The sequence below is a fragment of the Actinomadura harenae genome (assembly GCF_003696215.1).
Lineage (GTDB): Bacteria > Actinomycetota > Actinomycetes > Streptosporangiales > Streptosporangiaceae > Spirillospora > Spirillospora harenae.
Genome location: NZ_RFFG01000023.1, coordinates 77,018 through 103,653 on the forward strand (window position 1 = coordinate 77,018; position 26,636 = coordinate 103,653).

Sequence of the window (26,636 nt, forward strand, 5' to 3'; positions counted from 1 at the left end):
CTTCTCACCGTAGGTCTCTAACTGTTGATAGTAGTTGTACTACATCTGATCAAAGGGGCGCAATAAGATGTTCGACGCCTGCTGTCACCCGGCCCGCGAGGCGCGGCTTGCGGGGACGATCAAGATCGGCTTGGCTCGTCGTGCCGGAACCCAGGGACGAGAAGCGAGGTGCGGGCGGATGAAGGTGTTCGTCTCCGTCGACATGGAGGGCATCACCGGGCTCACCGACCCCGAGGAGATGCGCGCGGGCGGCCGCGGCTACGAGCGCGGCTGCGAGCTGATGACCGCCGACGCCAACGCCGTCATCACCGCCGCCTTCGACGCCGGGGCCGACAAGGTCGTCGTGGCCGACGCCCACGGCAACGGCAAGAACCTGCGCGTCGACCTCATCGACGAGCGCTGCACCCTCGTCCGCGGCCCCTACAAGCCCATGCGCATGGCCGAAGGGCTCGGCGACTGGTGCGACGTCGCCATGTACGTCGGCTACCACGCCCGCGCGGGCACACCCCGCGGCGTCCTGAACCACACCTGGATGGGACGCGAGATCCAGAACGTCACCTTCAACGGCGAGGTCGCGGGCGAGATCCGGCTGATGGCCGCCTACGCGTCCAGCCTCGGCGTCCCGGTCGGCCTGGTCACCGGCGACGTCGCCGCCTGCGCCGAGGCGCGCGAGGTGCTCGGCGAGGTCGCCACCGTGGCGGTGAAGAAGGGCAGCGACCGGTACGCCGCCGAGCTCGTCCCGCCGGCCCGCGCCCACCGCATGATCAACGAGGCCGCGCGCGCCGTCCTGGCCTCACCCGACCGCTGGCGGCGGCACGACGTCGAACCGCCCTACACGCTCGGCGTCGAGTGGAGCTCCACCTCCATCGCCCAGTCGTGCGCGGTCGTCCCGGGCGTCCGCCTCACCGGCCCGCGCACCACCGAGTTCACCACCGAGGACTTCCAGGAGGTCGTCGGCCTCCTGGGCGTCTGGTCCACCGTCGCGGGCGAGGTCGGCTGCACCGGCCGCCACTACGGCTGACCAGGCCCGCCCCCTGGCGGCAAGGACGCCGGTCCGTGCCGCCATCAGGGCTGACATGGACCGTCCGTCCGGCTACTCGGTGCTGAAGGGCGTCGCCGCCAGCGCCTCGTAGGCGGGCTGGAGGACGTCGGTGAGGGCCCGGCGGCGGACCTTCACCGGCGGCGGCTCCACCACGTGCAGCAGGAACCCCGGCGGGACGGACGGGACCGCCGGACGCTCGCGCAGCCGCGCCAGGCCCGTCGGCGGCGTCCAGAACCCCTCGGCGGTCAGCGGCTCGTCCTCGACCGCGAACGCGTCCGGCGCGTCCCGCGCGGGAGCGCGGCGCAGGGCGGTGAGAAGCCGGTCGCGGGTGCGGCCGTTCCAGGCGAGGATCAGGAACGGGTCGTCGTCGAAGGACTCGGCGAGCAGGTACAGGACGGCCGCGGCGTGCTTGCACGGATCGCCCCAGTCCGGGCAGGAGCACATCAGGTGCAGGTCGGCCGCGGACTCGGGGAACAGCGACAGGCCGAGACCGGCGAAGACGTCCTCGATCTCGGGCGGCATCTCCCCGGCGAGCAGCCGCGCCCGGAACACCGCGCGGGACGCGAGCTCGGCCTCCACCCGCGCCCAGTCGGCGTCGTCGATCGCGTCGATGCCGAGCGCCACCTCGTACGGCTCGGCCACCGACCCCTGGACGCGCGCCGTCACCTCGTACGCCTCGACGCGCAGGTCGACGACCTGCCCCTTGCGCGCGTACGAGCGCCCGCGCTGCAGCCGCCCGGTGTCGGCGAACGACTCGACCAGGTCGATGAAACGGCGGGACCACCACTGCGACCCGATGGACCCGCGCCGGGTCCGCGCGCGCAGGCCGTCCTCGACCTCGATGGGGGCGCCGTACTCCGGCATCAGTCGCTCACCGCCTCGGGGGACAGCCGCAGGACGTCGCGCAGGTCGGCGACCGACAGCTCGGTGAGCCAGTCCTCGCCGGTGCCGACGATGGACTCGGCCAGGGCCTTCTTGCGCTCGATCATCTCGTCCACCCGCTCCTCCATCGTCCCGACGCAGACGAACTTGCGGACCTGCACGTTCTTGGTCTGGCCGATGCGGAACGCGCGGTCGGTCGCCTGGTCCTCGACGGCGGGGTTCCACCAGCGGTCGACGTGCACGACATGGTTGGCGGCGGTCAGCGTGAGCCCGGTGCCGGCCGCCTTCAGCGACAACAGGAACACCGACGGCTCGGGATCGCTCTGGAAATGCTGGACCAGGTCGTCCCGCCCCTGCTTGGACGTTCCGCCGTGCAGCCACAGGACGGGCCGTTCGAGCCGCGACGCCAGGTACGGCTGGAGCATCGACCCGAACTCGGCGTACTGGGTGAACACCAGGACCTTCTCGCCCTGCTCGACCACCTCGGCGCAGATCTCCTCCAGCCGCTCGAGCTTCCCGGACCGGCCGGGCAGGCGCGAGCCGTCCTTGAGGAGCTGCGCCGGATGGTTGCAGACCTGTTTGAGCTTGGCCATCGTCGCCAGCACCAGCCCGCGCCGCTGCTTCTCGTCGGCCTCCGCGATCTGCTCGAGCATGTCGTCGAGCGTCGCCTGGTAGAGGGACGCCTGCTCGGGCGTGAGGTTGCAGTAGACCTTGATCTCCTGCTTCTCCGGCAGGTCGGAGATGATCGACTTGTCGGTCTTCAGGCGGCGCAGGATGAACGGCTGCGTCGCGCGCTTGAGCGCCGCGGCCGCCCGCTCGTCGCCGTCCCGCTCGATCGGCACGGCGAACCGCTCCCGGAACGCCGCGCGCGGCCCGAGCAGCCCCGGGTTGGCGAACTCCATGATCGACCACAGCTCGGTCAGGTGGTTCTCCACGGGCGTCCCGGTCAGGGCGAGCCTCGTGCGCGCGGGAATGCCCCGCACCGCCCGCGCCTGCCGCGTGCCGCTGTTCTTCAGCGCCTGCGCCTCGTCGCACACCACACGCCGCCACGGGACCTCGGCCAGCATCTCCGCGTCCCGCGCGGCCGTGCCGTACGTGGTCAGCACCAGATCGGCCTGCGAGGCCGCGCGCACGAGTTCCTCATCCCGATGCCGTCCGGTTCCGTGGTGCACGTAGACCCTGAGCTTCGGCGTGAACTTCGCCGCCTCCCGCTGCCAGTTCCCCACCAACGACATCGGCCCGACCAACAACGTCGGCCCATCCGCCTCTCGCCCCGAAGCCCGCTCCCAGGCCAGCAGGGCCAGCGTCTGCGCGGTCTTTCCAAGGCCCATCGAATCGGCGAGGATGCCGCCGAGGCCGATGCTCTCGATGAAGGTGAGCCAGGCCAGGCCGCGTTCCTGGAAGGGGCGGAGGGCGCCGTTGAAGCCTTCGGGGGTCGTGACGGGGGCGAGGCGGCGGTCGGCGGCGCCGGAGAGGAGATCGCCGAAGGTGCCGTCGGCGTCGACGGCGGCCAGGGGGAGGGCGTCTTCACCGGCGTGGATGACGGCGCGCATCGCCGCGGCGGCGGGCATCGTGCCCGTGCGGGGGTTGCGGAGGAAGTCGAGCGCGGCCTCGAGCTGCTCCTCGTCGAGCTCGACCCACTGGCCGCGGAGGCGGACGAGCGGCGCCTTGAGACGGGCGAGCTCCTCGAGTTCGTGCTCGTCGATCGTCTCGTCGCCGAGGGCCAGGTCCCACCGGAAGTCGACCATGCCCTGGAGGTCGAAACCCGAGCTCGTGGCGGCGCCCGAGCCCTCGCCCTCCTGGGAGCGGGTGGTGAGCTTCATGCCGAGCTTGGCCTTGCCCGCCCACTGCGGCAGCAGGACGCCGAAGCCGGCGGCGGCGAGCATGGGGGCGGCCTGCTTCAGGAAGCGGAACGCTCCGGCCGTGTCGAGCTCGGCCTCGCAGGGGACGGGGCCGTTCAGGGCCGCGGCCATGTCGGGGAAGAGCCGCAGGGCCCGTCCGAGACCGGTGAGGAGGGTCTCCTCGGCGTCGGGGAGGAAGGTGGCGTCGCCCGTCCAGACGAGCGCGGCGGGCACGTAGAGGCTCAGGTCCTCGGTGCCCTGCAAGGCGAACTCGACCCGCCAGGGCGGCGAGGACGGCTCCTCCGGGACGTCCTCCACGTTCTCTTCGGGGACGTCTTCGGTGGTCGGTTCGTAGAGGCGGAAGCAGACGCGGAGCGGCCCGGACGGGCGGTGCGCGGCGGTGTACCAGGCGTCCAGCTCGGTGATGAGGTCGCCGGGGTCGTCGCGGGGCTCGCGGGCGACCAGCGGGGACGGGCCGGTGAGCGCCTCGACCCAGCGTTCCGCCAGGGGGAGCCGGTCGGGGGCCTTGCCCTTGCGCGAGGGGAGAAGCGGGTGGGGCACGACCCCGCGGACGGCCGTGTCGACCATGCCGGACAGGGCCTCGCGCAGCACCTCGGCCGCCGGGCGGCCGCCCTCGGCGGCACGGCACGCGGCGGGCATCGCGCGCGCGAGGTCGCCGAACCGGACGGGGTCGTCGACCACCGGACGCCAGCGCGCGACGAGGTCGCCGTCCTCGCGGAGCAGGGCGGGCAGGACGTGGCCGCGCTCGGCGAGCCGGGCGGCCTCGTCCGCGAGCAGGCACAGGAACCGCAGGTCGGTGCCGGGGACGACGTCGCCGCTGTGCTCGGCGGCCTGGAGCAGCGCCATCGCCGGGAACGGCTCCAGGACGAGCGCGGGGACCCGCCAGGACCGCAGCTCGGGCGGCCCGTCGAACGGCTCGGGGCCGAGCTCGGCGGACGGCTGCGGATGATCACCGTGGGTGGGCAGCGCCATCGCCAGCTCGACCCGCATCGCGCCCGTGACCAGCGGTTCGTAGGACGTGCCGGAGAAGTCGCGGGTCGCGAACGGGTGCGCGTCGCCGGCGGGCTCGTGCGGACCGCTCCGCTCGGCCCACAGGCACAGCGCCCCGCCGTGCCACGTGCCGTGCGCGACCAGCATGCCGATCTTCCCCCAGCCTTCCCGAACCCATGAAGACCACCGAAGCTACCAGCGGCGGGGGACACCTGGCCCACCGCCGCCGACCTGTGGATAACCCTGAGAGATTAGGCTCGGGACGTTGGTCACCGAGGCGGTCATGGAGGCGTTTGTGGGCGAGTTCGTGCGTGTCGAATCCGAGGACGGCGTGGCGACGATCCGGCTGGACCGGCCGAAGATGAACGCCCTCAACGCGCAGATGCAGCGCGAGCTGATCGAGGCCGCGCGGCAGGTGGGCGAGGACGACGGGACCGCCGCGGTCGTCCTGTACGGCGGGGAGCGGGTGTTCGCGGCCGGGGCCGACATCATGGAGATGGCGCCGCTCTCGTACGCGCAGATGTCGGGCGGCCCGTCCCGGCTCCTCCAGGACTTCACCCGGGAGCTCGCGGCGATCCCGAAGCCGGTCGTCGCGGCGATCACCGGGTACGCGCTCGGCGGCGGCCTGGAGGTGGCGCTGACCGCCGACTTCCGTGTCGCGGGCGAGGGCGCGAAGGTGGGACAGCCGGAGATCCAGCTCGGCATCATCCCGGGCGCGGGCGGGACGCAGCGGCTCGCCCGGCTGGTCGGCCCGGCCAAGGCGAAGCAGCTGATCTTCTCCGGACGCCACGTGCGCGCGGACGAGGCGCTGGCCATGGGCCTGGTCGACCGCGTCGTTCCCGACGACCAGGTCTACGAGGAGGCCAGGACCTGGGCCAAGTCCTTTGTGGGCGGGCCTGCGCTGGCGTTGCGCGCCGCGAAGCAGGCGATCGACTCGGGTCTTGAGGTCGACCTGGAGACGGGGCTGGAGATCGAGCGGAACCGGTTCTCCGCGCTGTTCGCCACGGAGGACCAGAACAACGGCATGAAGAGCTTTATGGAAGAGGGCCCGGGCAAGGCCAAGTTCACCGGCCGATAGGCAGAACGCGCTGGCGGCTCACGGCCTATGGGTCGCTGACCCCGAACACTGGCAGCGGCCACCAGATAGCGGGATGGACCGCGTAGGCCGCGGCGACGAGCAGCCCTATGGCGACGACAGGCAGAAGCAGCCTCAGCCATAGGGCTGCTGACGCGTTGTAGCGGCATCGCAGTGCGACGACGGTCGCGGCCAGGACACCCAAGGCGATCTCGGCCGCGCGTTCCGACGCGGGGGTCAGCCGGGTCAGCGCGAAGATGGCGGCGTAGACGCCCGCCCCGGCCATGGTCAGCGACCCCAGGCGGATGAGCACTTCCAGCGGGACGGCGATGAGGGCGGCGATACCGGCGCGGAACCGGGCGGCGCGTCCGCCTCGTGCGCTCGTGATGCGGAGCCGCATCCGCCGCAGGGCCCGGCGCGCGTACACGGCGAAGAACCAGAGCAGGCAGGCGAACGACGTCAGGATCGGTACGGCGAGTGCCGTTCCCGGTAGGACGGCCAGCATGAGCGCGCCGAGCGCCCCGCGCACTCTCCGCGGCCGCGTTCCGGCCTGACGGCGTGTTCCTTCGCCTTTCGCGCCCTTGTCGCCCTGCCCTGGCTTGTCCGGCTCCTGCGCGTGTGATGCCTCGGCCTCCTGCGCGCGCGTGTCCTCGTCGGCCGCCTCGTCCGAGGCCGCGGACGAGGCCTCCTCCGGGACGGCAGGCGGCCGGGGCGGAACCGGGATGACCTCCGTAGGCGCTTCCTGCGGAGCGGGACGCAGCAGAGGCAGCAGTTCGATCGCCGTAGGACGATCCGCAGGGTCCACCGAGAGGGCGGCCCGGACGGCGGGGAGCAGATCGCGCGGGACGCCTGCCAGGTCCGCGCGCCCGCGCAGGATCCGGGAGCAGATCGCCGCCGCCGGGCCGGATCCGAAGGGCGGGCGCCCGGTCGCCGCGTGCACGACGGACGCGCCCCAGGAGAAGATGTCGGACGCCGGCGTGGCGCGTTCGCCGTCCAGGACCTCGGGGGCGAGGTAGCCGGGGGTGCCGATGGCGGTGCCCGTCTGCGTGAGGCGGGTCGCGTCCAGGACGTGCGCGAGGCCGAAGTCGATGACGACGGGGTCGCCGTCCACGAGCATGACGTTGCCGGGTTTGAGGTCGCGGTGGACCACGCCGCCCTCGTGGATCGCCACGAGGGAGCGCGCCAGCCCGCGCGCGCACCTGCGGAGGGCGGCCCCGCGCAGCGGCCCGCGCTCGCGCAGGACCTCGTCCAGCGTCCGGCCCTGGACGTAGCGGGTGACGATGTAGGGGCGGTGGGCGGTGAAGTCGGCGTCCAGGAGTTCGGCGACGAACGGGCCGCGCACCCGGCGCATGGTGGCGACCTCGCGTTCGAGCCGTTTGCGGGCGACCTCGTCGCGCGCGACGGCGGGGTGCAGGACCTTCACGGCCACGGCCCGGCCGTGCTCGTCCAGCGCGAGGCTGACCTCGCCCATCCCGCCGACGCCGAGCTCTTCGAGCACCCGGTAGGGGCCGATCCGATCTTCCGTTCGCACTGGGACACCCGTCGCGCTCGTGGACTGCGGTGCATGATCGTATGGGGTTTGCCCCGAGATGTCCCTGAGGCGCGACCAATGGGCATCGGTCGAATCGCCGCCCGGCGTTCCGGAGGCATGTCCGGCGGACTTGTCCGAGGTGAAGCGTGTCCCCGCGCGCGGGGGAGCGGCTAGCATCACCCGCCATGCGGCAGGCGTTCAGAACCGCCCTCGTCACGGGCGCTTCCAGTGGGATCGGCGAGAGTTTCGCGCGCGAGCTCGCCGCGCGCGGCGCGGACCTGGTGATCGTCGCCCGCCGTGTCGACCGGCTGGACGCGCTCGCGCGCGAGCTGGTCGAGCGGTACCGGGTCGCGGTCGAGGTGATCGCCGCCGACCTCACCGATCCGGACGACCGGGACGAGGTCGAGCGCAGGCTCCGCCACGACCCCGTGGAGCTGCTGGTCAACAACGCCGGGTACGGCGCGTTCGGGCCGTTCGCCGAGTCGCCCCTGGGCGAACAGCTCCGCGAGATCGACCTGAACGTGAACGCGCTCGTCCGGCTGACCCACGCCGTTCTGCCCGGGATGCTCGCGCGCGGACGAGGCGGAGTGCTGAACGTCTCGTCCATGTCGGGGTTCGCGCCGTCTCCCGGTAGCGCGACCTATGGCGCGACGAAGGCGTACGTGGCGTCCTTCTCGGAGAGCCTGCACGCGGAGGTCGTCGGACGGGGCGTCCACGTCACCGCTCTCTGTCCGGGCTTCACGCGCACGGACGAGACCCACGAGCCGAATCCGCTCTGGCTGCGTAGGGACGACGTCGCGCGCGCGGGGCTGGACGCCGTCGAACTGGGACGCGCCCTCTGCGTCCCCGGCCTCCAGTACAAGGCGGCGATGCCCGCCCTCAAGATGCTGCCCCGGCCGCTTCTGCGCGCCGCGGCGAGTCGCCTATGGAAACAGGCCGCTGACTCCCAGTAACCACCGGCCGGGGCCGGTTCGCTGGCTCCGGCCCGAGTTTCATCACTTCCGACAAGTTTTTCGCCGTGCTCCTTGTGACGAGAGTGCCTTGACGGGAGCCGGACGCGCTCGCGACGATCGAACCTACGCTTTCGTAGGTTTGCCGATCGCCCCTGGTGACCGGCGACCCCGGCCGCGCCCCCGTGGCGCCGCGCCGCCCGAATCCGGTGCCGCGCGGCCACCCGGCCGCCCTCCGTCCAGCGAAGAGGAACCGCATGACCGTGACGCCCGAGTCCAAGGACCAGATCCAGCTCCTCATCGAGCTCGAGCCGGTCGTCGAGAACGAGCTCAACCGGCACCTCGGGGTGGCCAAGGAGTGGTTCCCGCACCAGTACATCCCGTGGAGCCAGGGCCGCGACTACGACGGCCCGCTCGGCGGCGAGGGCTGGGAGCCCGGCGACTCCAAGATCACCGAAGAGGCGCGCGAGTCGCTCATCGTCAACCTCCTCACCGAGGACAACCTGCCGGGCTACCACCAGGCCATCGCCGACGTGTTCGGCCGGGACGGCGCGTGGGGCACGTGGGTCAACCGCTGGACGGCCGAGGAGAACCGGCACGGGATCGTCCTGCGCGACTACCTCTCGGTGACGCGCGCCGTCGACCCGATCGCGCTGGAACGCGCCCGCATGAAGCACATGGAGATCGGCTACGCGGCCGACCATGGCGACTCTTTCCTGCACGGTGTGGCATACGTCTCGTTCCAGGAGCTCGCCACCCGCGTCTCGCACCGCAACACCGGCAGGGCGTCCGGCGACCCGATCTGCGACCAGATGCTCGCGCGCGTGGCCGCGGACGAGAACCTGCACATGGTCTTCTACCGGAACCTGCTCGGCGCGGCGTTCGACCTCGCGCCCGACGAGACCATGCGGGCCGTCACCGACGTCGTGAAGGGCTTCCAGATGCCCGGCCACAGCATCGACGGCTTCCTGCGCAAGTCCGTGATCATCGCCAACGCGGGCATCTACGACCTGCGCCTGCACCACGACGACGTCCTCGTCCCGGTGCTGCGCAAGTGGGGCGTCTTCGACCGCACCGACCTGACCGGCGACGGTGAGAAGGCGCGCGAGGAGCTGGCGGACTTCATGGCGGAGCTGAACGGCTCCGCCACCAAGTTCGAGACGCGCCGCGAGGAGCGCCGTGCCCGTAAGGCGGCTCGTAACGCCTGAGTGGCTTAACGCGAGAACGCCTGAGTGGCTTAACGCGAGAACGCCTGAGTGGCTTAACGCGAGAACGCCTGAGTGGCTTAACGCCAGAACGCCTGAGTGGCTTAAACGCGAGAACGCCTGAGCGGCTGAGCGCCTGGTACCGCCTGAGCGCCTCCCGTCCGAGCCGCGACCCGGTTTCCCAGGAACGACCCTGGCGGAAGCGGCGTCAAAGGAGGTATGGGGACGCATCGGCGGCTGGGCGATTATCGGTTGCTGAACGAGATCGGGCGCGGGGGGACCGCGGTCGTCCATCTCGCCTTGGACGCGGCGGGACGCGAGGTCGCGGTCAAGGAGCTGCGGGCGGAGTTCGCGCCCGACGCCGAGGCGCGGCGGAGGCTGGCGCGGGAGATGACCGCCCAGCGGAGGGTGGACAGCCCGTACGTCGCGCCACTGCTCGGCGGCCGGATCGAGAGCGACCGGCCGCACCTGGCCATGGGCTACGTGCCGGGCACGCCGCTCGGCGACCTCGTGGACGCGTACGGGCCGCTGCCTCGTGCGCGCGTGCCGAGGTTCGCCCGGACGCTGGCGCTCGCCCTGGCGGCCGTCCACGACGCGGGGGTGCTGCACCGGGACGTGGCGCCGGGCAACGTGATGGTGCTCGGCGACCGTCCGACGCTGATCGACTTCGGTATCGCGCACGAGCCGGGGGCCGACCACGTCCTGTACACGGCGGAGCGCCCGCAGCGCAGGCGGCGCATGGTCGCGGGCACTCCGGCGTACCTGGCGCCCGAGCTGATCGAGGGCGGGAACGCGGGGACGGCCTCGGACGTCTTCGCCTGGGGGGCCACGGTCGCGTACGCGGCGACGGGGCGTTCGCCGTTCGGCAAGGGGTCGCTGCACGCGGTGTGCTTCCGCATCCTGCGTGGGATGGCCGACCTGGACGGACTCGCCGGTCCGCTGGCCGGTCCGGTCCGCCAGGCGCTCTCGCGCGACCCCGCGGACCGTCCGTCGGCGCGCTGGCTGGCCGGGGCGCTGGCCGAGTGGGGAGGCGATTTCGCGGTTTCCGCGAACTCCGCGGCCCGCGCGGCCGTCGCATGATCGTGAGGTTCGGGCCGAGGGACGGGGAGGGACGCCGGGCATGGCGGAAATCGGACGGCCCGGTGCCGGGCGCGGGCGGGCACGGTCGGCGAAGGTAGGGTTTCGGAAACGATGAAGGGGGTTGTCACGTCCGGGGACAGCGTCGACCAGTCGATCGGCCATTACCGCGTCCTTGCGACTCTCGGGGAGGGCGGCATGGGGGTCGTCTACCTCGGTGTCGCTCCCGACGGGCGCGAGGTGGCGATCAAGGTGCTGCGCCCGGCGGTCGCGGGCGACGCCACGGCCCGCCGCCGGCTGGCCCGCGAGACCGACTCCATGCGCCGCGTGCGCAGCGCCAACGTGGCCGAGATCCTCGACGCGGACGTGACCGCCGAGCGGCCCTACATCGTCACCCAGTACGTCCCGGGCCGGACGCTCGAGGAGGTCGTCGAGGAGGAGGGGCCGCTCGGCGGGAGCGCCCTGCAGCGCCTCGCGGCCGGCCTCGCCGAGGCCCTGTCGGCGATCCACGACGCGGGGATCATCCACCGCGACCTCAAGCCCGCGAACGTCATGCTGATGGACGGCGAGCCGATCGTCATCGACTTCGGCATCGCGCAGGCCGCCGACGCGACCCGCCTGACCGCGACCGGCATGGTGATCGGCACGCCCGGCTACCTGGCCCCGGAGATCATCGAGGGCGAGGACGCCGGGCCGCCGTCGGACGTGCACGCCTGGGCGGGCACCGTGGGCTACGCCGCGACCGGGCGGCCGCCGTTCGGCTCCGGCACCTTCGAGTCGATCTTCTACAAGATCATGCAGGGCCGTCCGGACCTGGACGGCGTGCCCGAGGCGCTGATGCCGGTGCTGCGCGCCGCGATGGCCCGCAACCCCGCCGAGCGGCCCGAGGCGGCCAGGCTGACCGGCCTGGTCCAGCGGATCAACATCGACGCGAAGGCCGCCGACCAGACCCGCGTCGACGACCCGCCCCTCCTCGACGACGCGACCCGGATCGACGACCAGCTCCGCACCCGCCCCGACCACGGTGTGCCGCTGGTGCCGCCCTCCCTCGCCGACCCGGAGACCGTGCAGGACGCGCCGTCCCCCTACGAGCCCGAGACGGTGCAGGACGCGGCGAGCCCGATGGGCGCGCCCGTCGCCGACCAGGAGACCCTCCGCGACACGCCTCCGCCGATGCCCGCGCCCGTCGCGGTGCAGCAGCCGAAGGACTTCGTCGGGATGCTGCCGCCGGCCGCGCCCCCGCCCGTCCCGCCGCCCGCGCCGGGCCCGTACGACCGTCCGGCCCGCGCGGGTTATCCGCAGGCGGGGCAGGGGCGTCCGCCCGCGCGCCCGAACCAGCAGCAGAACTGGCCGCCGCCCGGCGATCTCCGCCGAGGCGAGCAGCCGCCGCAGCCGTACGACCCGTACCGGCAGCAGGTCCAGCAGCGTCCCGACCAGCGGCCCGGCGGGCACCAGGCGGACCAGCAGCAGCCCGACCAGCAGCGGCGTCCTGAGCGGCAGCGGCCGGAGAAGCCGCGCCCCGACCCGCAGGAGAAGCGCGAGCACCCGAAGCCGTACGGCTGGTACCGGGTGCTCAGCCTGCTCGTGCTCGGCGCGCTGGTCGCGTTCGCGAACATCGCTCCGCTGCTCGCGGTCGCCGTGACGATCGTCGGGGTCCTCATGCTGCGCGCGGGCGACAAGGCCGCGAAGGGCATGGAGGGCCGCCGCACCCGGCGCGGCCCGCGCTCGGGCGACGCGGTCGGCGCGGCCTTCCGCACGCCGCTGCACTTGCCCGGCGCGGTGATGACGACGGCGCTGCTCTCGGGGCTGGCCGTGTTCGCGGGGGCGATCGTGCTCGGCGTGTTCATGTTCGCCTACCCGAGCATGTCCGCGTCCAAGGCGGTGGCCTACGCGTCCATGATCGTGATCGGCCTGCTGGCCCTCGCTCCGGGCAGCGGCGCGCCGCGCCGCCAGCTCGCGCGCGTGTGGGGGGCGCTGCTCCCGCGCGCGGAGGCGGCCCTCGCGGGCGTCCTGGTCCTCGGGATCTTCACGGCCGTGCTGGCCGTCCTGTCCCAGAAGCAGCCGCCCGACACGACTCCGCTGGACGGCATGAGCAACAGCCTGAACGACATTCGCGGGCGCGTGGAGGACCTCCTGCGCGGCCGCATCCCGTTCATCGGCTGACCCGCCGGGGCCGTGACGGCCCCGGCGCGGACCGCCGAACGGGCGGACGATCGGCCACGGACCGTGGCCGGGTGAACGCGGGACGCGTCCGGGACCTCCGGCGCCTTCCGCACGGGTGAGAAAACGGTGTGCGCATGAGACGTCGGCGGGGCCCCGCGCCCGATAGGGTGCCGGGTCCATGAGCGGCGAGACGAGCCACCAGGAGCACATCGGTCCGTACCGGCTGCTGTCCCGGCTGGACTGGCCGTCCGGCGTGGTGCACCGGGCGGCGGACGCGTCCGGTCGTGACGTGGCGATCCGGATGCTGCCTCCGGGCGCGGACCTGGACGTCGCGCGCATGCGCGCGGTGCTCAGCCCCTACGTGGTGGACGTGCTCGACGGCGATCCCGGTGCCCGTCCGCCGTACGTCGTGTCGCGGCTCGTGCCGGGACGTCCGCTGGCCGAGACCGTCGCCGGGGACGGCCCGCTCCGCGGCGCCACGCTCCGGTCCCTGGCCGTCGCGCTCGCCAAGGCCGTCGCGGCGATCCACCGCGCCGGGCTCGGGCACGGCTCGCTCGGCCCGCGCAGCGTCCTGGTCGTGGACGGCGCGCCGGTCGTGGTCGACTTCGGCCTGGTCGCCGACCCCGAGGGTCCGGCGGGGGACGTCCGGGCGTGGGCCGAGACCGTCCTGTTCGCCGCGACCGGCCGCGAGGGCGCGTCCCTGGAGGCCCCCGGCGTCCCGGACGCCCTGCGCGGCCTCCTGCGCGCCGCCACCACGATGGACCTGTCGGCGCGTCCGAACGCGGAGGAGCTGGTCGCCGCCGCGTCCGCGCTGGATCTGGGCCCGGCCCCGGAGGTGCCCGCTCCGGCGCCCTATCCCGAGGCCCCGGCCACCGGGGGCTTCCCTGCCGTGATGTCCGGGACCGGCGGTTATGCCATGCCCACGCTGGAAGGCACAGGCGGGTTTCCCACCCCCACGCTGGAGGGCACGGGCGGGTTTCCCATGCCCACGCTGGAGGGCACGGGCGGTTTCGCCGTACCGGCGATGGACACGGGCGGATTCCCGATGCCCGCCCCCATCGGCACAGGTGGATTCCCTGGGCCTGCGGCGACGCCCGACGTGGCCACTGCCGCCCCGCCGCGCGCGTACGAGAACGACGCCGCGGTCGGCAGCGGACGGCATGCGGGAACCGCGGACGTCCATGAGCTCGCCGTCGTGCGCGGTTGGGCGCGCCTGCTCGCCGTGCTGGTGATCGTGATCGCGGGCTGTGTCGCGGTCATGATGCCGGTGGTGGGTCTGACGGTGTCCGCGCTGGCGGTCACGTTGCTGCGCCTCACACGCGCACGCGGGGCGTTCGGACGCGTCGAGGCCCTCGGCCGGACGATCCTGTCCCTGCCCTACGCGGCCGTGTTCGCGGTCGGGGTCCCGCTCATGGTCGTGGGAGTCGCCGCGGTGGGCCTCGAGTTGTCGACCCTCGGCGCGAGCGCGCTGGGCGCCGGGGCGGGCACGATCGCCCTCTGGACGGCCCCGGGCGCGGGCGGCGCGCGGCGGGCGCTGGAGAGCGCGTTCGAGCCGCTGGCGTGGCGTCCGGGGACGGTCGCGGTGGCGGGCCTGGTGCTCGGCGTCCTGACGCTCGCGGGGCTGGTCGCGGCGATGTCGTTCACGCCCAGTTTCGCGCCGCTGTACGGCCTGCAGAGCTCGCTGGAGGCCACGCTCTCCCGGTTCCAGAACTCGCTGCGCTGACGTCCGCCCGGACGAAGGCACGGATGGTGTTCTCCTACGTGGGGTAGGTCTCACGCGCCGGGTTTCGCACAGCCCCTACTGACCGGTAACATCTGGAACGTACGGTCCAACCGGGGACCCGGGGCCGAAACACGTTCGGGTCTTTGGCAGGCTGTCAGGTGCGCTGCCGCGAGGCGGCGCACGAGCACGCGTCGACCCGGCCCACGGGAGGCGTCCTTATGTCCGCTTACCCCAGCGGCCAACTGAGTGCAGGGAGGTCGGCCACCGGCCATGAACATCGTCGTCTGCGTCAAGCAGGTTCCCGACACGGAGAGCCCGCGCAAGCTGAAGTCCGATGACAGCACCCTCGACCGCGCTGCGGCGGACGGTGTCATCAACGAGCTCGATGAGTACGCGATCGAAGAGGCGCTGCGCATCAAGGAGGCCCAGGGCGGCGAGGTGACCGTCCTGACCATGGGTCCCGGCAAGGCGACCGAGTCGATCCGCAAGGCCCTCGCCATGGGCGCCGACAAGGCCGTCCACCTGACGGACGACGCCCTCGCCGGCTCCGACGCCTTCCAGACCTCCTACGCCATGCAGCAGGTTCTCGGCCGCACCGGCTTCGACCTGGTGATCCTCGGCTCGGAGTCCACCGACGCGCGCACCGGCATGCTCGCCGCGATGCTCGCCGAGCGGCTGGGCGTCCCGCAGCTGTCGCTGGCCAACAAGGTCGACATCGACGGTTCGGCGATCAGGATCCAGCGCCAGACCGACTACGGGCACGACAAGGTCGAGGCGACCCTGCCGGCCGTGGTCAGCGTCGTCGAGAAGATCAACGAGCCGCGCTACCCGTCCTTCAAGGGCATCATGGCGGCCAAGAAGAAGCCGGTCGAGACGCTGGGCGTCGCGGACGCGGGCATCGACGCCGGCCAGGTCGGCCTCGCCAACGCCTCGACCGAGGTCGTGGACTTCGCCGAGGCCCCGGCGCGCGCGCAGGGCCAGATCGTCACCGACGAGGGCGACGGCGGCGTGAAGATCGCCGAGTTCCTCGCCTCGAAGAAGTTCGTCTGAGCGGGGAAGGGGACCCTAAGCAATGAGTGAGATCCTGGTCCTCGTCGACCACGTCGACGGTGACGTCAAGAAGGTCACCCTTGAACTGCTCACGCTCGCCAACCGCCTCGGCGACGCCGCGGCGGTATGGGTGGGCCCGGGCTACGAGGGCGCCAAGGACAAGCTGGCCGAGTTCGGCGCGAAGAAGGTCTACCAGGCCGCCGACGAGGAGCTGACCTCCTACGTCGTCGCGCCGAAGGCCGCGCTGCTCGCCAAGCTCGTCCAGGACAAGGCCCCGGCCGCGGTGCTCGTCGCCGCCACCGCCGAGGGCAAGGAGGTCGCGGGCCGCCTCGCGATCAAGATCGGCTCCGGCGCGCTCACCGACGTCGTGGACGTCACCGACGGCTTCGTCGGCGAGCACTCCATCTTCGGCGGCGGCATCATCGCCCACGCCAAGGTGAGGACCGGCACCCCGGTCATCGCCGTCCGGCCGAACTCCGTCGCGCCCGAGGCCGCCCCGGCGTCCCCGGCCGAGGAGCAGGTGTCGGTCGAGCTGACCGCCGCCGACAAGGCTGCCAAGGTCGTCGAGAAGGTCGTCGAGGAGAAGGGCGAGCGCCCCGACCTCACCGAGGCCGCGATCGTGGTCTCCGGTGGCCGCGGCGTCGGCTCCGGCGAGAACTTCTCGATCATCGAGGCGCTGGCCGACACCCTCGGCGGAGCGGTCGGCGCGTCCCGCGCCGCGACCGACGCCGGCTGGTACCCGCACCAGTTCCAGGTCGGCCAGACCGGCAAGACGGTGTCGCCGCAGCTGTACATCGCGATCGGCATCTCCGGCGCGATCCAGCACCGGGCCGGCATGCAGACGTCCAAGACGATCATCGCGATCAACAAGGACGCCGAGGCCCCGATCTTCGAGCTGGTCGACTACGGCGTGGTCGGCGACCTGTTCCAGGTCGCCCCGCAGCTGACCGAGGAGATCAGCAAGCGCAAGTAGGCGCGTGCGCGTGACGCCCCGGCCGGGTTCGCCCGGCCGGGGCGTTCGGTGTTCCAGGGCGGGTCCGCGCCCGGCTCAGGGCGTGGGCCGCACGGACGTCACCGGATACGGGACGGCCGCCATGACCTGCGGTTTCAGGAGACTGGCGACCTCGCCGTACGGGACGTCCGCGCCCCGGTTCCCGCACGCGCCCGAATAGCCGAGCGCGGCGCCCTGGTAGGACACCCGGATCCCGGACGGGGTGAGCGCGACCGCGACCTCGCCGCTGGTCAGCTGCCTGGCGGTGATGCCGGGCCCGGCGGGCTCGCGGGGGCACCAGCGATGCCCCGGCAGGTGCGCGAGAACCTTCGGGGACAGCGCGGACGACAGCGCGGGCGACGGCGTCCTGAACAGGTCGACCGGACGCGCGTACGCCGTCCCGGTGTCGAGGTCGACGGTGACCGCCCGCGCCTGGTCCCAGCCCGTCCCGACCTGCCCCTGGACGTCGACGTCGTACCGGACGCTGAGCAGCTTCGGCACGCGCAGCAGGATCGTCGGGCGGACCGTCCCGGTGTAGGCGCCCGGCTGCCCGCCGAGGAGGGACCTCACCTCCGTCCAGCGCTGGTCGAGCGGGGCGCGCAGGGCGGCGTTCAGCGTCGTGTCGACCGCCGGGTCCTTGTGCCCGGAGACGGTCACGACCTGGCCGTCCACCGCCCACGTCCCGCCTGCGGGCAGCGCCGACCGCGGCTCGCTCAGCGCGGCCAGGCGGATGGCGATCGGGGCGGGCGGCGGGGGCTTCCTCTTGCCGGGATGCGACGTGACGTACACCGCCGCGCCGCCACCGGCCACGACCACGGCCGCCCCGGCGACGGCCCGCCACGCACTCGACGAACACGCAGGTCGCGGCGTACACGTCGGTCGCGGGGGAGGCGGGCTCGGCGCGCCACTGCTCGGGCGCCATGTAGACCGGCGTGCCGGACGGCCCGGACGCGCCCGCGTCCACCGCGATCCCGAAGTCGATCAGCTTGCTCAGCCCGTCCGCGCGGACGACGACGTTCGCGGGCTTGTAGTCGCGGTGCACGATCCCGTTCTCGTGGGCCGCCGCGAGGCCGAGCAGGGACCCCTTGAGCAGCGCGAGCGCGCCCTCGGGCGGCAGCGCGCCGCGCTCGGCCAGCAGGGCGCGCAGCGACGCGCCGTCCACCGCCTCCATGACGATCGCCACCCCGCCGTCCGCCTCGACCAGGCCGAACAGCTGCGCGACATACGGGCTGCGGAGGCGGCTCAGCAGCTCGGCCTCCTGCCGGAACGTCTCCCGGAACCGCGCGTCGGCGGTGTGCCGGGCCGACAGGTACTTGATCGCGGCGGGGCGTCCGGTGCCGTCGTGCCGGGCCAGCACCACCCGCCCCTGCCCGCCCTCGCCCAGGACCTTCAGCTCGGTGTAGCCGGGTACCCGCCAGGCGTCCATGCCCGTCCCCTCGCCGGTGATGATCTGGTCCGAGCGTTTATAGCGAAAGAGGGGGATCGCCGGCTCGGACGATCCCCCTCTGACGGGTGGTGCGGCTCAGGCCGCCGCTCAGGCGGTCACGGGCTGCGGCTCGCCGTTCGGGCGCGGCACGGAGACCCCGACCGGCTCACCGGTGGGCTCGCCGGTCTCGGCGGCGCCCTCGGCGGGAGCCTCCTCGACCCGGGTCGAGCCGATCTCGCCCGCCCCCAGCGGGACGAACCGGGACCCGACCGCGATGACCAGGGCCAGCAGGACGACGGCGCCGACGCCGATCCGCAGCGACGTCGCGTCCGCGAGGAACCCGACGACGACCGGGCCGAGCAGCAGGCCGCCGTAGCCCATTGCCCCGGCCTGGGCGACCGCGGCGGCGGGCTGCCCGGGCGCGGACGTCCCGGCGAGGGACATCGAGATCGGCACGACCGTGGCGACCACGAGCCCGGACAGGAAGAACCCGATGATCGCGACCGTGGTGCTCGGCGCGGTGACGACGACGGTCATCGCGGCCGCGGTGCCGATCCCGGCGGCGGTCAGCAGGTTCCGGGTGCCGATCCACATCCGCAGGTGGTCCCCGCCGACCCGGCCGATCAGCATGGCCACCTGGAACATCGGGTAGCCGAGCGCCGCGACGGCCTGCGTCGCGCCGAGCTCGCCGTGCAGCAGCAGGCCGCTCCAGTCGGCGATCGAGCCCTCGGTCATGAACCCGATGAACGCCAGCAGGCCGACGAGGTAGACCGCGATCGGCAGCTTGGCGCGGCGGCGCCCGCCGGTCGCGGCGGACGCGGCGCGGGGGGCCGGACGGTCGGCCAGGTAGGTCGGGCCGAGCAGCAGCGCGAGCGGCAGCGCGGCGACCGCGACGGCGAGGACGGTGGCGCTGAAGCCGAGCCCGGCGTGCGCGGTGCCGAACCCGATCAGCCCGCCGCTCATCGCGCCCACGCACCAGCCCGCGTGCATGGACGACAGGATCGGCCGCTTGTACTCGTGCTCGACCACGCTGGCCTGCGCGTTCATGGCGATGTCGGTGATCCCGAAGCTCATCCCGAACACCGCGACGGCCGCGATCAGCACGCCGTAGGTCGGGGCGAACGCGACACCGACGTAGGACACCGCGGTCAGCGGCAGCGCGACGCGCAGCACGGCGCGGCTGCCGGCCCGTCCCATGACGGACCGCAGGCCCTGCATCGCGACGAGCGCGCCGAGACCCCAGACGAGGACCACGACGCCGATCTCGCCCTCGCTCGTCCCGAACTTGCTCGCGAGTGCGGGCATGCGTGACGTCCACACACCACAGAGCAGTCCTGCCAGGGCGAAGGTCAGGAACGTGCCTGTGCGAGCGCGCAGCAGCATGGTTCACCTCTTTCTCGTCTGGTCGGGGCAAGGGCCCGGGGGGTCTCAGGTCGTACCGGGGCGTGCGGGAACGCTCCAAAGCCCATGGGGGCACCCGGAGGTTCGGCGGCGTGCGCCGGAGTCGGTGGTTTGTCGTGCGAGGTGGGTCGTGCGAAGTGGGTCGTGCGTGGTGGTGCGAGGAGGGTGGTGCGTGGTCGTGCGTGGGTCGTGCCGGGTGGACGAGGCGTGGGGCGGCCCGGCGTCAGCCGGAGGCCAGGGCCAGCAGCCGGTCCTTCAGCGCCGCGAGTCGCGTCTCGTCATACAACCCGGGCGAGTGGCTCAGTACTTCCCAGAGGCCCTCGGCGGCGAGCCGGACGACCATGCCCGCGGCCGGATCCGGATCCTCGCCACAGGGACGCTTGTGCCAGCGGCCCATGGCCTCGTTCAGCGGCTCGGCGAGCTCCGGATCGGTGGCGGCGGCCGTGATGGCCGACCATCGTCGGTGCGCCCGGGCCTCCCCGGTGAGGATCTCGAACGTCGCCAGGACGTAGGCGCGGGTGTAGGACCCCGGCTCTCCTGTGTCGAACGACGCGATCAGCTCGTCGAATTCCGCGATGACCCGGGCGACCAGCGCCCGGACCAGGGCTTCCTTGGTGGGGAAGTGGTAGAGCAGCCCACCCTTGCTGACGCCGGCGCGCTCGGCGACGGCGTTCAGGGTCAACGCGCGTCCGCCGTGCTCGGAGAGCACGGCCTCGGCGGCGTCGAGGAGGGCTTCTTTCTTCATGGCTTCTTTACTGTACCGACCGGACGGTTAAGGGGGCAAACTCAAGATCTTCCGTAAAAATCACATCGAGAGCGTAAATATTCCGCTGTGACCACCGTCACCCCGCAGGTTCCACGGAGTAGGAGACGGGTGTCCGGGCCGGGACGGGAACCGGCCGGAGCGCGGATAACCTGGGGCGCGTGGTGACCTATCTGGACCATGCGGCGACGACCCCCATGCTGCCCGAGGCGATCGCGGCGATGACGGCCGAGCTGGGCGAGCTCGGCAACCCCTCGTCCCTGCACGCCGCGGGACGCCGGGCCCGCCGGGTGGTGGAGGAGTCCCGCGAGATCCTCGCCGAGGCGTTCGGCGCCCGGCCGAGCGAGGTGGTGTTCACCTCGGGCGGCACCGAGGCCGACAACCTCGCCGTGAAGGGCCTCTACTGGGCCCGCCGTGCCGCCGACCCGGCCCGCACCCGGGTGCTCGCCGGGGCGGTCGAGCACCATGCCGTCCTCGACACCGTCCAGTGGCTCGCGGACCACGAGGGCGCGAAGGTCGAGTGGATCCCGTGCGACGGGCTCGGCCGGGTCCACCCGGAGACGCTCGCCGAGATGATCGGCACCGGCGACGACGTCGCGCTGGTCACGGTGATGTGGGCGAACAACGAGGTCGGGACCGTCCAGCCGGTCGCCGAACTGGCCGCGGTCGCGCGCGGGCACGGCGTCCCGTTCCACACCGACGCCGTCCAGGCCGCCGGGCACCTGCCCGTCGACTTCGGGGCGTCCGGCGCGCACGCGCTCACCCTGTCCGGGCACAAGATCGGCGGGCCGCTCGGCATCGGCGCGCTGCTGCTCGGCAAGCCCGGAAGGTCCGGCGGGGTCGACCCCACCGCGGTCCTGCACGGCGGCGGGCAGGAGCGGGACGTCCGGTCCGGCACCCTCGACACGCCCGCCATCGCCGGGTTCGCCGCCGCGGCCCGGCTCGCCGCCGGGCACCGCGCGGACGAGGCCGCCCGGCTCACCGGGCTCCGCGACCGGCTGATCGCCGCCGTGCTCGACGCCGTCCCGGACGCCGTCCTCAACGGCGACCCGGTCGACCGGCTGCCCGGCAACGCGCACTTCTCGTTCCCCGGCTGCGAGGGCGACGCGCTGCTCATGCTCCTGGACGCGCGCGGCATCGCCTGCTCGACCGGATCGGCCTGCTCGGCGGGCGTCGCGCAGCCCAGCCACGTCCTGCTCGCGATGGGCGCGACGCCCGAACGCGCCCGCGGATCCCTCCGCTTCACCCTCGGCCACACCTCCACCGGCGCCGACGTGGACGCCCTGGCCGAGGCCCTCCCCGCCGTCGTCGAACGCGCCCGCCGCGCCGGCCTCAGCTGATGCCCCAGGGCGATCGTGGGCGGTCCGCCAGGTAGTCGTGGACGGGCACGGCGCCCGCGAGCGTCACGTCGGTCAGCACGTGCGACGCCGAGACGATCTCCAGGACGGGCAGGTCGGCCAGCGGCGCCATCGCGTGCTCGAACAGCTGGAGCCGCGCCGGCCCCCGCCACGCCTGCTTGACCGTCACGTCGGTGGCCTCCGTCCGGACGAGGTCGCAGGCGCGCGGCCCGGACGCCCCGGGCACGGTCCTGACCGCGAACGTCGGGACGGTGATCCGGTCGCGGGCCTCACCGGTGTTCATCGGCGCGTACTCGTACGGCATCGTCGCGGTCGCGACCCGCTGGGCGCCGTGGTCGAGGGTGCCGATCAGCGTGCCCTCCTCGACGAGCAGCCGGGGCGTGCCGACGGTCCGGGGGAACGCCGACGGCTCGCGTCCGGCGACGACCGCCCCGACGCTGTACACGGGGTCCAGGTACATGGCGTGCAGGTACTCGCCGTCCTCCCCGCCGAACCGGACCGCGACCACCTGCGCCGCCTCGGTGCAGGGGCCGAAGCCCTCGACGTCGCCCATGTGGGTGATCTCGAACCGGACGAGCGGCTCGACGATCTCCAGTGGCTCCGGGACGGCGGCGCGGAGCGCGTCCGGATCGCTGCGGTAGACGATGTTGAGGTACTCGCGGTCGGCGAACCGGGTGGCGCGCAGCGGGTACGGCTGGGCGGTGAGCGGCGGGGCGGCGAGCGGTGGGACAGGGCGACGCAGCAGGTCTTCCGGCTTCATGGGCACTCCTCGAACGGGGCCGCGTTCGAACCGGGCGGCGCCTGCCGCCGGCCCGTCCCCACGGACACGAAACGTCACACGAGTGCCACTAGCCGCTCCCTCTACATGTTCCGCCGGAGCGGCTCGTGAAAACGCGGCGCGCACCGGTGGGTGCGCGCCGCGTAGGGCCGGAAGAGCCTAAGGCTGGAAGGGGGCCAGCGCCCGCCAGCCCGGGTCGGGCGTGGACGCGACCTTCGCCTTGCCCTCCGACCATCCGGCGGTGAGCTGGTCGAGCTCGGCGAGAACGCCCGAGTCGGGGTCGGCGTACAGGTGGAAGACGCGCAGGCCGTCCCCGGTCTGCCGGACGACCAGGACGGCGTCCTGAAGCGCGTCGATCTTCTTCTCGATGGCGCGCAGCGCGGACGCGGACGGCTCGACGGGCAGCCGGTCCGGGTTGGCGTGCTGGTACGGGACCGACACCTCGACGTGGAGGTCGGCGAGCGGGTGGTCCTGCCGGTGCACGGGGAACCGGATGCCGAACTGCGCGGGGTGCCCGCGCGGCGTCCGGCCCTCGCCGGACAGCCAGGTCGGCTCGCGGAAGTCCTCGACGATCTGCTCGACGACGGCGGGCAGCACCGCCGGGGGCAGCGCGTCCACCGGCTCCTCGGACGAGATCGTCACCTCGCCGATCCAGCGCGCCACGTCGTCCTCGCCGAGCGCCCAGTGCAGCACGTGGAACGCGACCGCGACCTGGTGCTCGTCGGACACGAACAGGAAGTCGGGGTGGTAGGCGGTGATGTCGACCCGGCCGCGGAACTGGTCGGCGCGCATCCCGAACCGGACGTACTCCAGGTCGAAGTCGTGGTCGCCGAGCTGCAGCTCCTGGCCGAGCATCTCCGGGTCGGCCGGACGCGCCGGATGGAAGTCCCAGCCGTGCGCCGCGTCCCCCTGCGGCGCCGCGCGGTACCAGCGCTCGGCGAGCCCGCGCAGCTCCGGGTCGCCGCCCCCGGACACCGTCAGCGACGGCGCCCGGCCCTCCATGCCGCCGATCTCCCACTGGAGGTCGGCGCTGATGCGCGCGACCCGGCGGGACAGCTCCTCCATGATCTGCGCGGACAGCCCGGCGGGGACCTCCTGCTCGGCGTCCCCCTCGGGCGTCCCCTCCGCGAGGAGCTCCTCGGGCGTGTCGGGCACCGCCGACAGCGACCCCTCGACGTCCGGGCGCGCCTGCGCCCACCACTCCCAGAACTCGCTGATCGCCGGGCTCACGGCGGACGGCGTCTCACGCGGTCGGCGGAAGATTCCCACCAGTCGTCTCTTCCTGTCTCGGATCGCATGGCAGGGCCCGGAAGGGCCCGCTCCGCAAACCCTACGCGAGCCCCCGCCCGTCTCGTCATCCGTGCCCGCCCGCCCCGCCGCGCTCGAAGCCCCGCCCGCCGTGACTCCGCGTGAGCGAACTTCTGCGGCCTGATGCTTCCCGCGCGCGCCCGGGTCCCTCTACGCTCGCGCCACTTCACTGGAGGGGTTCATGGACGACTACATCGCCGAGGTCCGGCGCCGCATGGAAGCCGACGGCTGCGCGCTGAGCGACGAGTACGTCGGGCAGTGCACGGCCCTGGTCGGCTACCGCTCGAACTGGCGGATGCTGAACAAGCTGCACCTGGTCACCACGGTCACGCGGGTGCCGAACGCGAGCCCCGAGGTCGTCGACCGGTTCGTCCAGGCGAGCGTCGGCCTGGCCAAGCAGCGGTACGGCCAGATGCGCGGCGTGCAGTCCGGCGTCCTGACGCTCCCGGCGCTCGTCGCCGACACCGTGGACGAGGAGACCCGGCTCCTGGTGTCCCGGCCGTACCGCCTCAAGCTCGGCGGCTTCGCCGCGCTCGCGCGTCCCGTGGTGGTCGACCTCCAGAGCGGTGAGGCCCTCGCGTTCCGCGGCTTCCGCCTGTGGGGGGCCGCGTTCCACTCCTACATCCGCGGCAAGGTGAACCTCTACTTCCCGCCCGCGTCCGGCCCGTCCAGCTGACTTCTCACGGCACCCGGATCGAGTCGATGAGGGTGTTGACGTCCGGCCAGAGGCGCTTGTGCGTGTCGGGGACGTCGACGTAGAGGAACGAGGGCCGGGGGCGTCCGGCGTCGAGGACGACGACCGCGGCGAGGTCCGTCTTCGCCCGGAGCCCCTGCTTGCTGAACCGGATCTCACGGACGACCACCCAGCCCAGGTTGCCGTTGACGTTCAAGGGCTGGGACGCGACGTCGCGGCCGTGGGCGGTGACGCTGCCGAAACCGACCCTCTGGCGGTAGTCCTGCATGTTCTCCGCGAGGGCGCGCAACCGGTCCCTGCCCGTGGCGTTCGCCATGAGGTCGTCACTGACCAGGCCCGAGGCGATGGACGCCTCCCACTTGACCTCGGTTTCGAACGACTGCTTCCGGGTGAATCCCTGCACCGTCGGATCGACGACGCGGCTGTTTCCCCAGGACCCGCCGAACGACATGTAGGACAGGCGCGCGTCGCGGTCCTTGACCTGTCCCGCGCGGGGCGACCCTCGCCCCGGGTACCGCTTGACGGGGACCGTCCGGGTCAGCCGGACCTCGCCCGGACGCGTTCCGCCGGCCTGCTCCGGGACCTTGGCCCCCTCGACCGTGGGGTCGGTCGGGCGGACGTCCGCGCAGTGGGCGGCGTCGTACTGCGACGTCCGCTGGCTGATCACGCGTTCACCGATCAGCACGGTGCAGGTGATCAGCCCGGGGCCGTTCTCGGGCCGGTTCAGGGCCTTGACCGACAGCCTGCCGTCCTGCCGCATCCGGAGCGTCCGGCGGACCGGGAGGGCGGCGGCGGTCAGCGTCGTCCCGTCCGCCGAGTCCGTCACCTGGAAGGACACGTCCGCGGTCCGGCGCTCTCCGGTGACCACGATGTTCACGTCGACCTGCTCCGTGCCGGACGACCGGGGCCCGTCCTGCTCCGAGGCGCCTCCGGGCAGCACGGCCCAGATGCCGAGCCCGATCTGTGCCACCAGCAACAGGACACCGAGCGAGGCCAGGCCCTTCGGGAACCGCTCCAGGGGCGTCCGGCGCCGCGCGTTCCGCATGCTCATGTCGGTGCTCCTCAGACCTGCTCGCCGAACCGCGGTGCGGCCTCTCGTGCCTTGCGGAGCCGGTCGTGCAGCGCCTCGTCGGCGGCCCGGTCCGCCAGGTCGCCGACCTCACCGCCCTCGCCGATCCCCTCGATCTCGTCGACCGGCGGATCGTCCGGGTCGGCGCGGACGAGCCTGACGCGCGCGCCTGCGCCGATCTCCGCCTGCGCCTGCGGCTGGCCCTTCTGCCGCCTGCGGTAGGCCGCGTCGGCGGAGCGGACCTGGTCGGCGTACCGTTCCAGGGCCTCGATCCGCCGCCTGAGCGCGTCCACCGATTCCTTGAGGACGAGTCGCTGCCTCGCGACCGGCTCCGGGAGTTCCCCGACGGGTCCTCCCGCGCCGGCCGTGGCCTTCAGCTCCCGCCCGATCCGGGACAGTTCGGCGAGCTCCTGGGCGATCTCCCACTCCTGCCGCGACAACGCGGCGGTGTACGCGGCGTCGTCGAGCAGGCCGGCGGCGTTCACGTCCGACTCCAGGACGGCCGCGACGGCGTTCTGCGCCCGCCGCATCAGGCGGCGTGGCGAGATGCCGAACCAACTGCGCAGGCTTCCGCTGAAGTCGTCGTCCATGTAGTAGCGGCCGTGGTGGATGCGGGCGAGGTCGGGCTGCTTGTCCCGGTCCCGGGAGGAGACCAGCAGACCCACGAAGGAGAGGACTTGCAGGGCCGTTCCCGCCAGCAGGAACGTCCAGAAGCCGTTGAACCACCACACGGCCGCGAGTCCGAGTTGCGCCACCGCGCCGACGGCCACTCCGGCGGCTGTCCGGTTCAGCAGGTTGGGGAACGCCAGGATCGGCATGAACCCGCAGAGGGTCGCCACCGGCAGGGGCGGGGCCAGGTCCGCCCCGGACGCCGGTCGGCCCACACGACGCCCGGAGGGGACCTTCCGGCTCGCCGGAACCAAGGTCTCGGGCGCGCTCAGCAGGGCTTCGCGCATCTCGGGCGACAGATCCGGATCCAGCACCGGCCGCACCGACTTCTTCACGTCGTCCAACCGTCCCCCTGGTGATCACGGTCAGGAGGATCGTGGCAGGCGGGAACCGCCCTTGAACAGTGCTGATTCGGACAATTACGCCCAATCCCCTGGTTCGTCGCGCTCCGTAGGGTCGGACGGGGGGAGGGGACGGGCGTTCCGGTGGGGCGTCCGGGTCACTAGTGCGCTGACCGGAAATGATCACCGGGTTGGGTGACACGCCGTCGGGCTTGCCGGGTTCGGGCGGGTTCTGTGTCCAGACTCGATCCCGTCGGGATCGAGTCTGGGGAGGTGGCGGGTGGCGGA

At 73.0% G+C, this 26,636-nt stretch carries 21 protein-coding genes and 1 pseudogene; 11 read left to right on the forward strand and 11 right to left on the reverse strand.

Going from position 1 to position 26,636, the window contains the following annotated elements:
* Nucleotides 1-178: 178 nt before the first annotated feature.
* Entirely contained in the window at nucleotides 179-1,021 is an 843-nt protein-coding gene (locus tag EBO15_RS15270) for a M55 family metallopeptidase (RefSeq protein ID WP_122195047.1), read from the forward strand.
* 72 nt (nucleotides 1,022-1,093) lie between these two features.
* Here EBO15_RS15270 and EBO15_RS15275 read toward each other — a convergent pair whose 3' ends face one another.
* Entirely contained in the window at nucleotides 1,094-1,906 is an 813-nt protein-coding gene (locus EBO15_RS15275; RefSeq protein WP_122195048.1) for an SWIM zinc finger family protein, read from the reverse strand.
* Entirely contained in the window at nucleotides 1,906-4,923 is a 3,018-nt protein-coding gene (locus tag EBO15_RS15280; RefSeq protein ID WP_122195049.1) for a DEAD/DEAH box helicase, read from the reverse strand. The genes EBO15_RS15275 and EBO15_RS15280 overlap by 1 nt, the downstream gene beginning before the upstream one ends.
* 148 nt (nucleotides 4,924-5,071) lie before the next feature.
* On the opposite strand from EBO15_RS15280, the gene EBO15_RS15285 reads away from it, so the two are divergent.
* Complete coding sequence (locus tag EBO15_RS15285; protein ID WP_122195078.1) at nucleotides 5,072-5,854, forward strand: enoyl-CoA hydratase/isomerase family protein; 783 nt, start codon at nucleotides 5,072-5,074, stop codon at nucleotides 5,852-5,854.
* A gap of 25 nt (nucleotides 5,855-5,879) precedes the next feature.
* On the opposite strand, the gene EBO15_RS15290 is transcribed toward EBO15_RS15285, so the two are convergent.
* Complete coding sequence (locus tag EBO15_RS15290; protein WP_158628240.1) at nucleotides 5,880-7,382, reverse strand: serine/threonine-protein kinase; 1,503 nt, start codon at nucleotides 7,380-7,382, stop codon at nucleotides 5,880-5,882.
* Nucleotides 7,383-7,567: 185 nt separating this feature from the next.
* Here EBO15_RS15290 and EBO15_RS15295 point away from each other — a divergent pair, with 185 nt between their 5' ends.
* The 7 genes from EBO15_RS15295 (at nucleotide 7,568) to EBO15_RS15325 (ending at nucleotide 16,523) form a co-directional block, all read left to right on the forward strand.
* Entirely contained in the window at nucleotides 7,568-8,335 is a 768-nt protein-coding gene (locus EBO15_RS15295) for an SDR family NAD(P)-dependent oxidoreductase (RefSeq protein ID WP_122195051.1), read from the forward strand.
* A 254-nt stretch (nucleotides 8,336-8,589) separates the two neighbouring features.
* Nucleotides 8,590-9,540, forward strand: coding sequence for an acyl-ACP desaturase (locus tag EBO15_RS15300; RefSeq protein WP_122195052.1), 951 nt, complete (start codon nucleotides 8,590-8,592; stop codon nucleotides 9,538-9,540).
* A gap of 216 nt (nucleotides 9,541-9,756) precedes the next feature.
* Complete coding sequence (locus EBO15_RS15305; protein ID WP_122195053.1) at nucleotides 9,757-10,617, forward strand: serine/threonine-protein kinase; 861 nt, start codon at nucleotides 9,757-9,759, stop codon at nucleotides 10,615-10,617.
* Nucleotides 10,618-10,728: 111 nt separating this feature from the next.
* Nucleotides 10,729-12,777 (forward strand): serine/threonine-protein kinase, encoded by a 2,049-nt coding sequence (locus EBO15_RS15310; protein ID WP_122195054.1) that lies wholly within the window; start codon nucleotides 10,729-10,731, stop codon nucleotides 12,775-12,777.
* Nucleotides 12,778-12,955: 178 nt separating this feature from the next.
* Nucleotides 12,956-14,500 carry a serine/threonine-protein kinase gene (locus tag EBO15_RS15315; protein ID WP_122195055.1) on the forward strand — a complete coding sequence of 515 codons (1,545 nt, stop codon included), beginning with the start codon at nucleotides 12,956-12,958 and terminating at the stop codon, nucleotides 14,498-14,500.
* A gap of 270 nt (nucleotides 14,501-14,770) precedes the next feature.
* Nucleotides 14,771-15,550, forward strand: coding sequence for an electron transfer flavoprotein subunit beta/FixA family protein (locus EBO15_RS15320; RefSeq protein ID WP_122195056.1), 780 nt, complete (start codon nucleotides 14,771-14,773; stop codon nucleotides 15,548-15,550).
* A 22-nt stretch (nucleotides 15,551-15,572) separates the two neighbouring features.
* The gene (locus tag EBO15_RS15325) at nucleotides 15,573-16,523 is read left to right on the forward strand and encodes an electron transfer flavoprotein subunit alpha/FixB family protein (protein WP_122195057.1); all 951 of its coding nucleotides are present in this window, start codon (nucleotides 15,573-15,575) and stop codon (nucleotides 16,521-16,523) included.
* Nucleotides 16,524-16,598: 75 nt separating this feature from the next.
* On the opposite strand, the gene EBO15_RS46020 is transcribed toward EBO15_RS15325, so the two are convergent.
* The 4 genes and pseudogenes from EBO15_RS46020 to EBO15_RS15340 all read right to left on the reverse strand — a co-directional run bounded on the left by EBO15_RS46020 (nucleotide 16,599) and on the right by EBO15_RS15340 (nucleotide 20,113).
* The gene (locus EBO15_RS46020; RefSeq protein WP_233616206.1) at nucleotides 16,599-17,357 is read right to left on the reverse strand and encodes a hypothetical protein; all 759 of its coding nucleotides are present in this window, start codon (nucleotides 17,355-17,357) and stop codon (nucleotides 16,599-16,601) included.
* A 25-nt stretch (nucleotides 17,358-17,382) separates the two neighbouring features.
* Nucleotides 17,383-17,967: pseudogene (locus EBO15_RS46025) on the reverse strand (serine/threonine-protein kinase); the annotation flags it as partial.
* Between the two features lie 108 nt (nucleotides 17,968-18,075).
* Complete coding sequence (locus tag EBO15_RS15335) at nucleotides 18,076-19,350, reverse strand: MFS transporter (RefSeq protein ID WP_122195058.1); 1,275 nt, start codon at nucleotides 19,348-19,350, stop codon at nucleotides 18,076-18,078.
* Nucleotides 19,351-19,591: 241 nt separating this feature from the next.
* Nucleotides 19,592-20,113, reverse strand: a complete 522-nt coding sequence (locus EBO15_RS15340; RefSeq protein ID WP_122195059.1) for a TetR/AcrR family transcriptional regulator — start codon at nucleotides 20,111-20,113, stop codon at nucleotides 19,592-19,594.
* Nucleotides 20,114-20,295: 182 nt separating this feature from the next.
* Here EBO15_RS15340 and EBO15_RS15345 point away from each other — a divergent pair, with 182 nt between their 5' ends.
* Nucleotides 20,296-21,471, forward strand: a complete 1,176-nt coding sequence (locus EBO15_RS15345; protein ID WP_122195080.1) for a cysteine desulfurase family protein — start codon at nucleotides 20,296-20,298, stop codon at nucleotides 21,469-21,471.
* Here the strand turns inward: EBO15_RS15345 and EBO15_RS15350 are convergent.
* Both EBO15_RS15350 and EBO15_RS15355 read right to left on the reverse strand, forming a co-directional pair.
* The gene (locus EBO15_RS15350; protein ID WP_122195060.1) at nucleotides 21,464-22,249 is read right to left on the reverse strand and encodes an acetoacetate decarboxylase; all 786 of its coding nucleotides are present in this window, start codon (nucleotides 22,247-22,249) and stop codon (nucleotides 21,464-21,466) included. The genes EBO15_RS15345 and EBO15_RS15350 overlap by 8 nt on opposite strands.
* Nucleotides 22,250-22,426: 177 nt before the next feature.
* Nucleotides 22,427-23,497 carry a DUF695 domain-containing protein gene (locus EBO15_RS15355; RefSeq protein ID WP_233616205.1) on the reverse strand — a complete coding sequence of 357 codons (1,071 nt, stop codon included), beginning with the start codon at nucleotides 23,495-23,497 and terminating at the stop codon, nucleotides 22,427-22,429.
* Nucleotides 23,498-23,756: 259 nt separating this feature from the next.
* On the opposite strand from EBO15_RS15355, the gene EBO15_RS15360 reads away from it, so the two are divergent.
* Nucleotides 23,757-24,251, forward strand: coding sequence for a hypothetical protein (locus EBO15_RS15360; RefSeq protein WP_122195062.1), 495 nt, complete (start codon nucleotides 23,757-23,759; stop codon nucleotides 24,249-24,251).
* A gap of 4 nt (nucleotides 24,252-24,255) precedes the next feature.
* Here the strand turns inward: EBO15_RS15360 and EBO15_RS15365 are convergent, their stop codons facing one another.
* Nucleotides 24,256-25,320: a hypothetical protein gene (locus EBO15_RS15365; protein WP_122195063.1), complete on the reverse strand. Its 1,065-nt coding sequence runs from the start codon at nucleotides 25,318-25,320 to the stop codon at nucleotides 24,256-24,258.
* An 11-nt stretch (nucleotides 25,321-25,331) separates the two neighbouring features.
* Complete coding sequence (locus tag EBO15_RS15370) at nucleotides 25,332-26,351, reverse strand: hypothetical protein (RefSeq protein ID WP_122195064.1); 1,020 nt, start codon at nucleotides 26,349-26,351, stop codon at nucleotides 25,332-25,334.
* Between the last annotated feature and the right edge of the window lie 285 nt (nucleotides 26,352-26,636).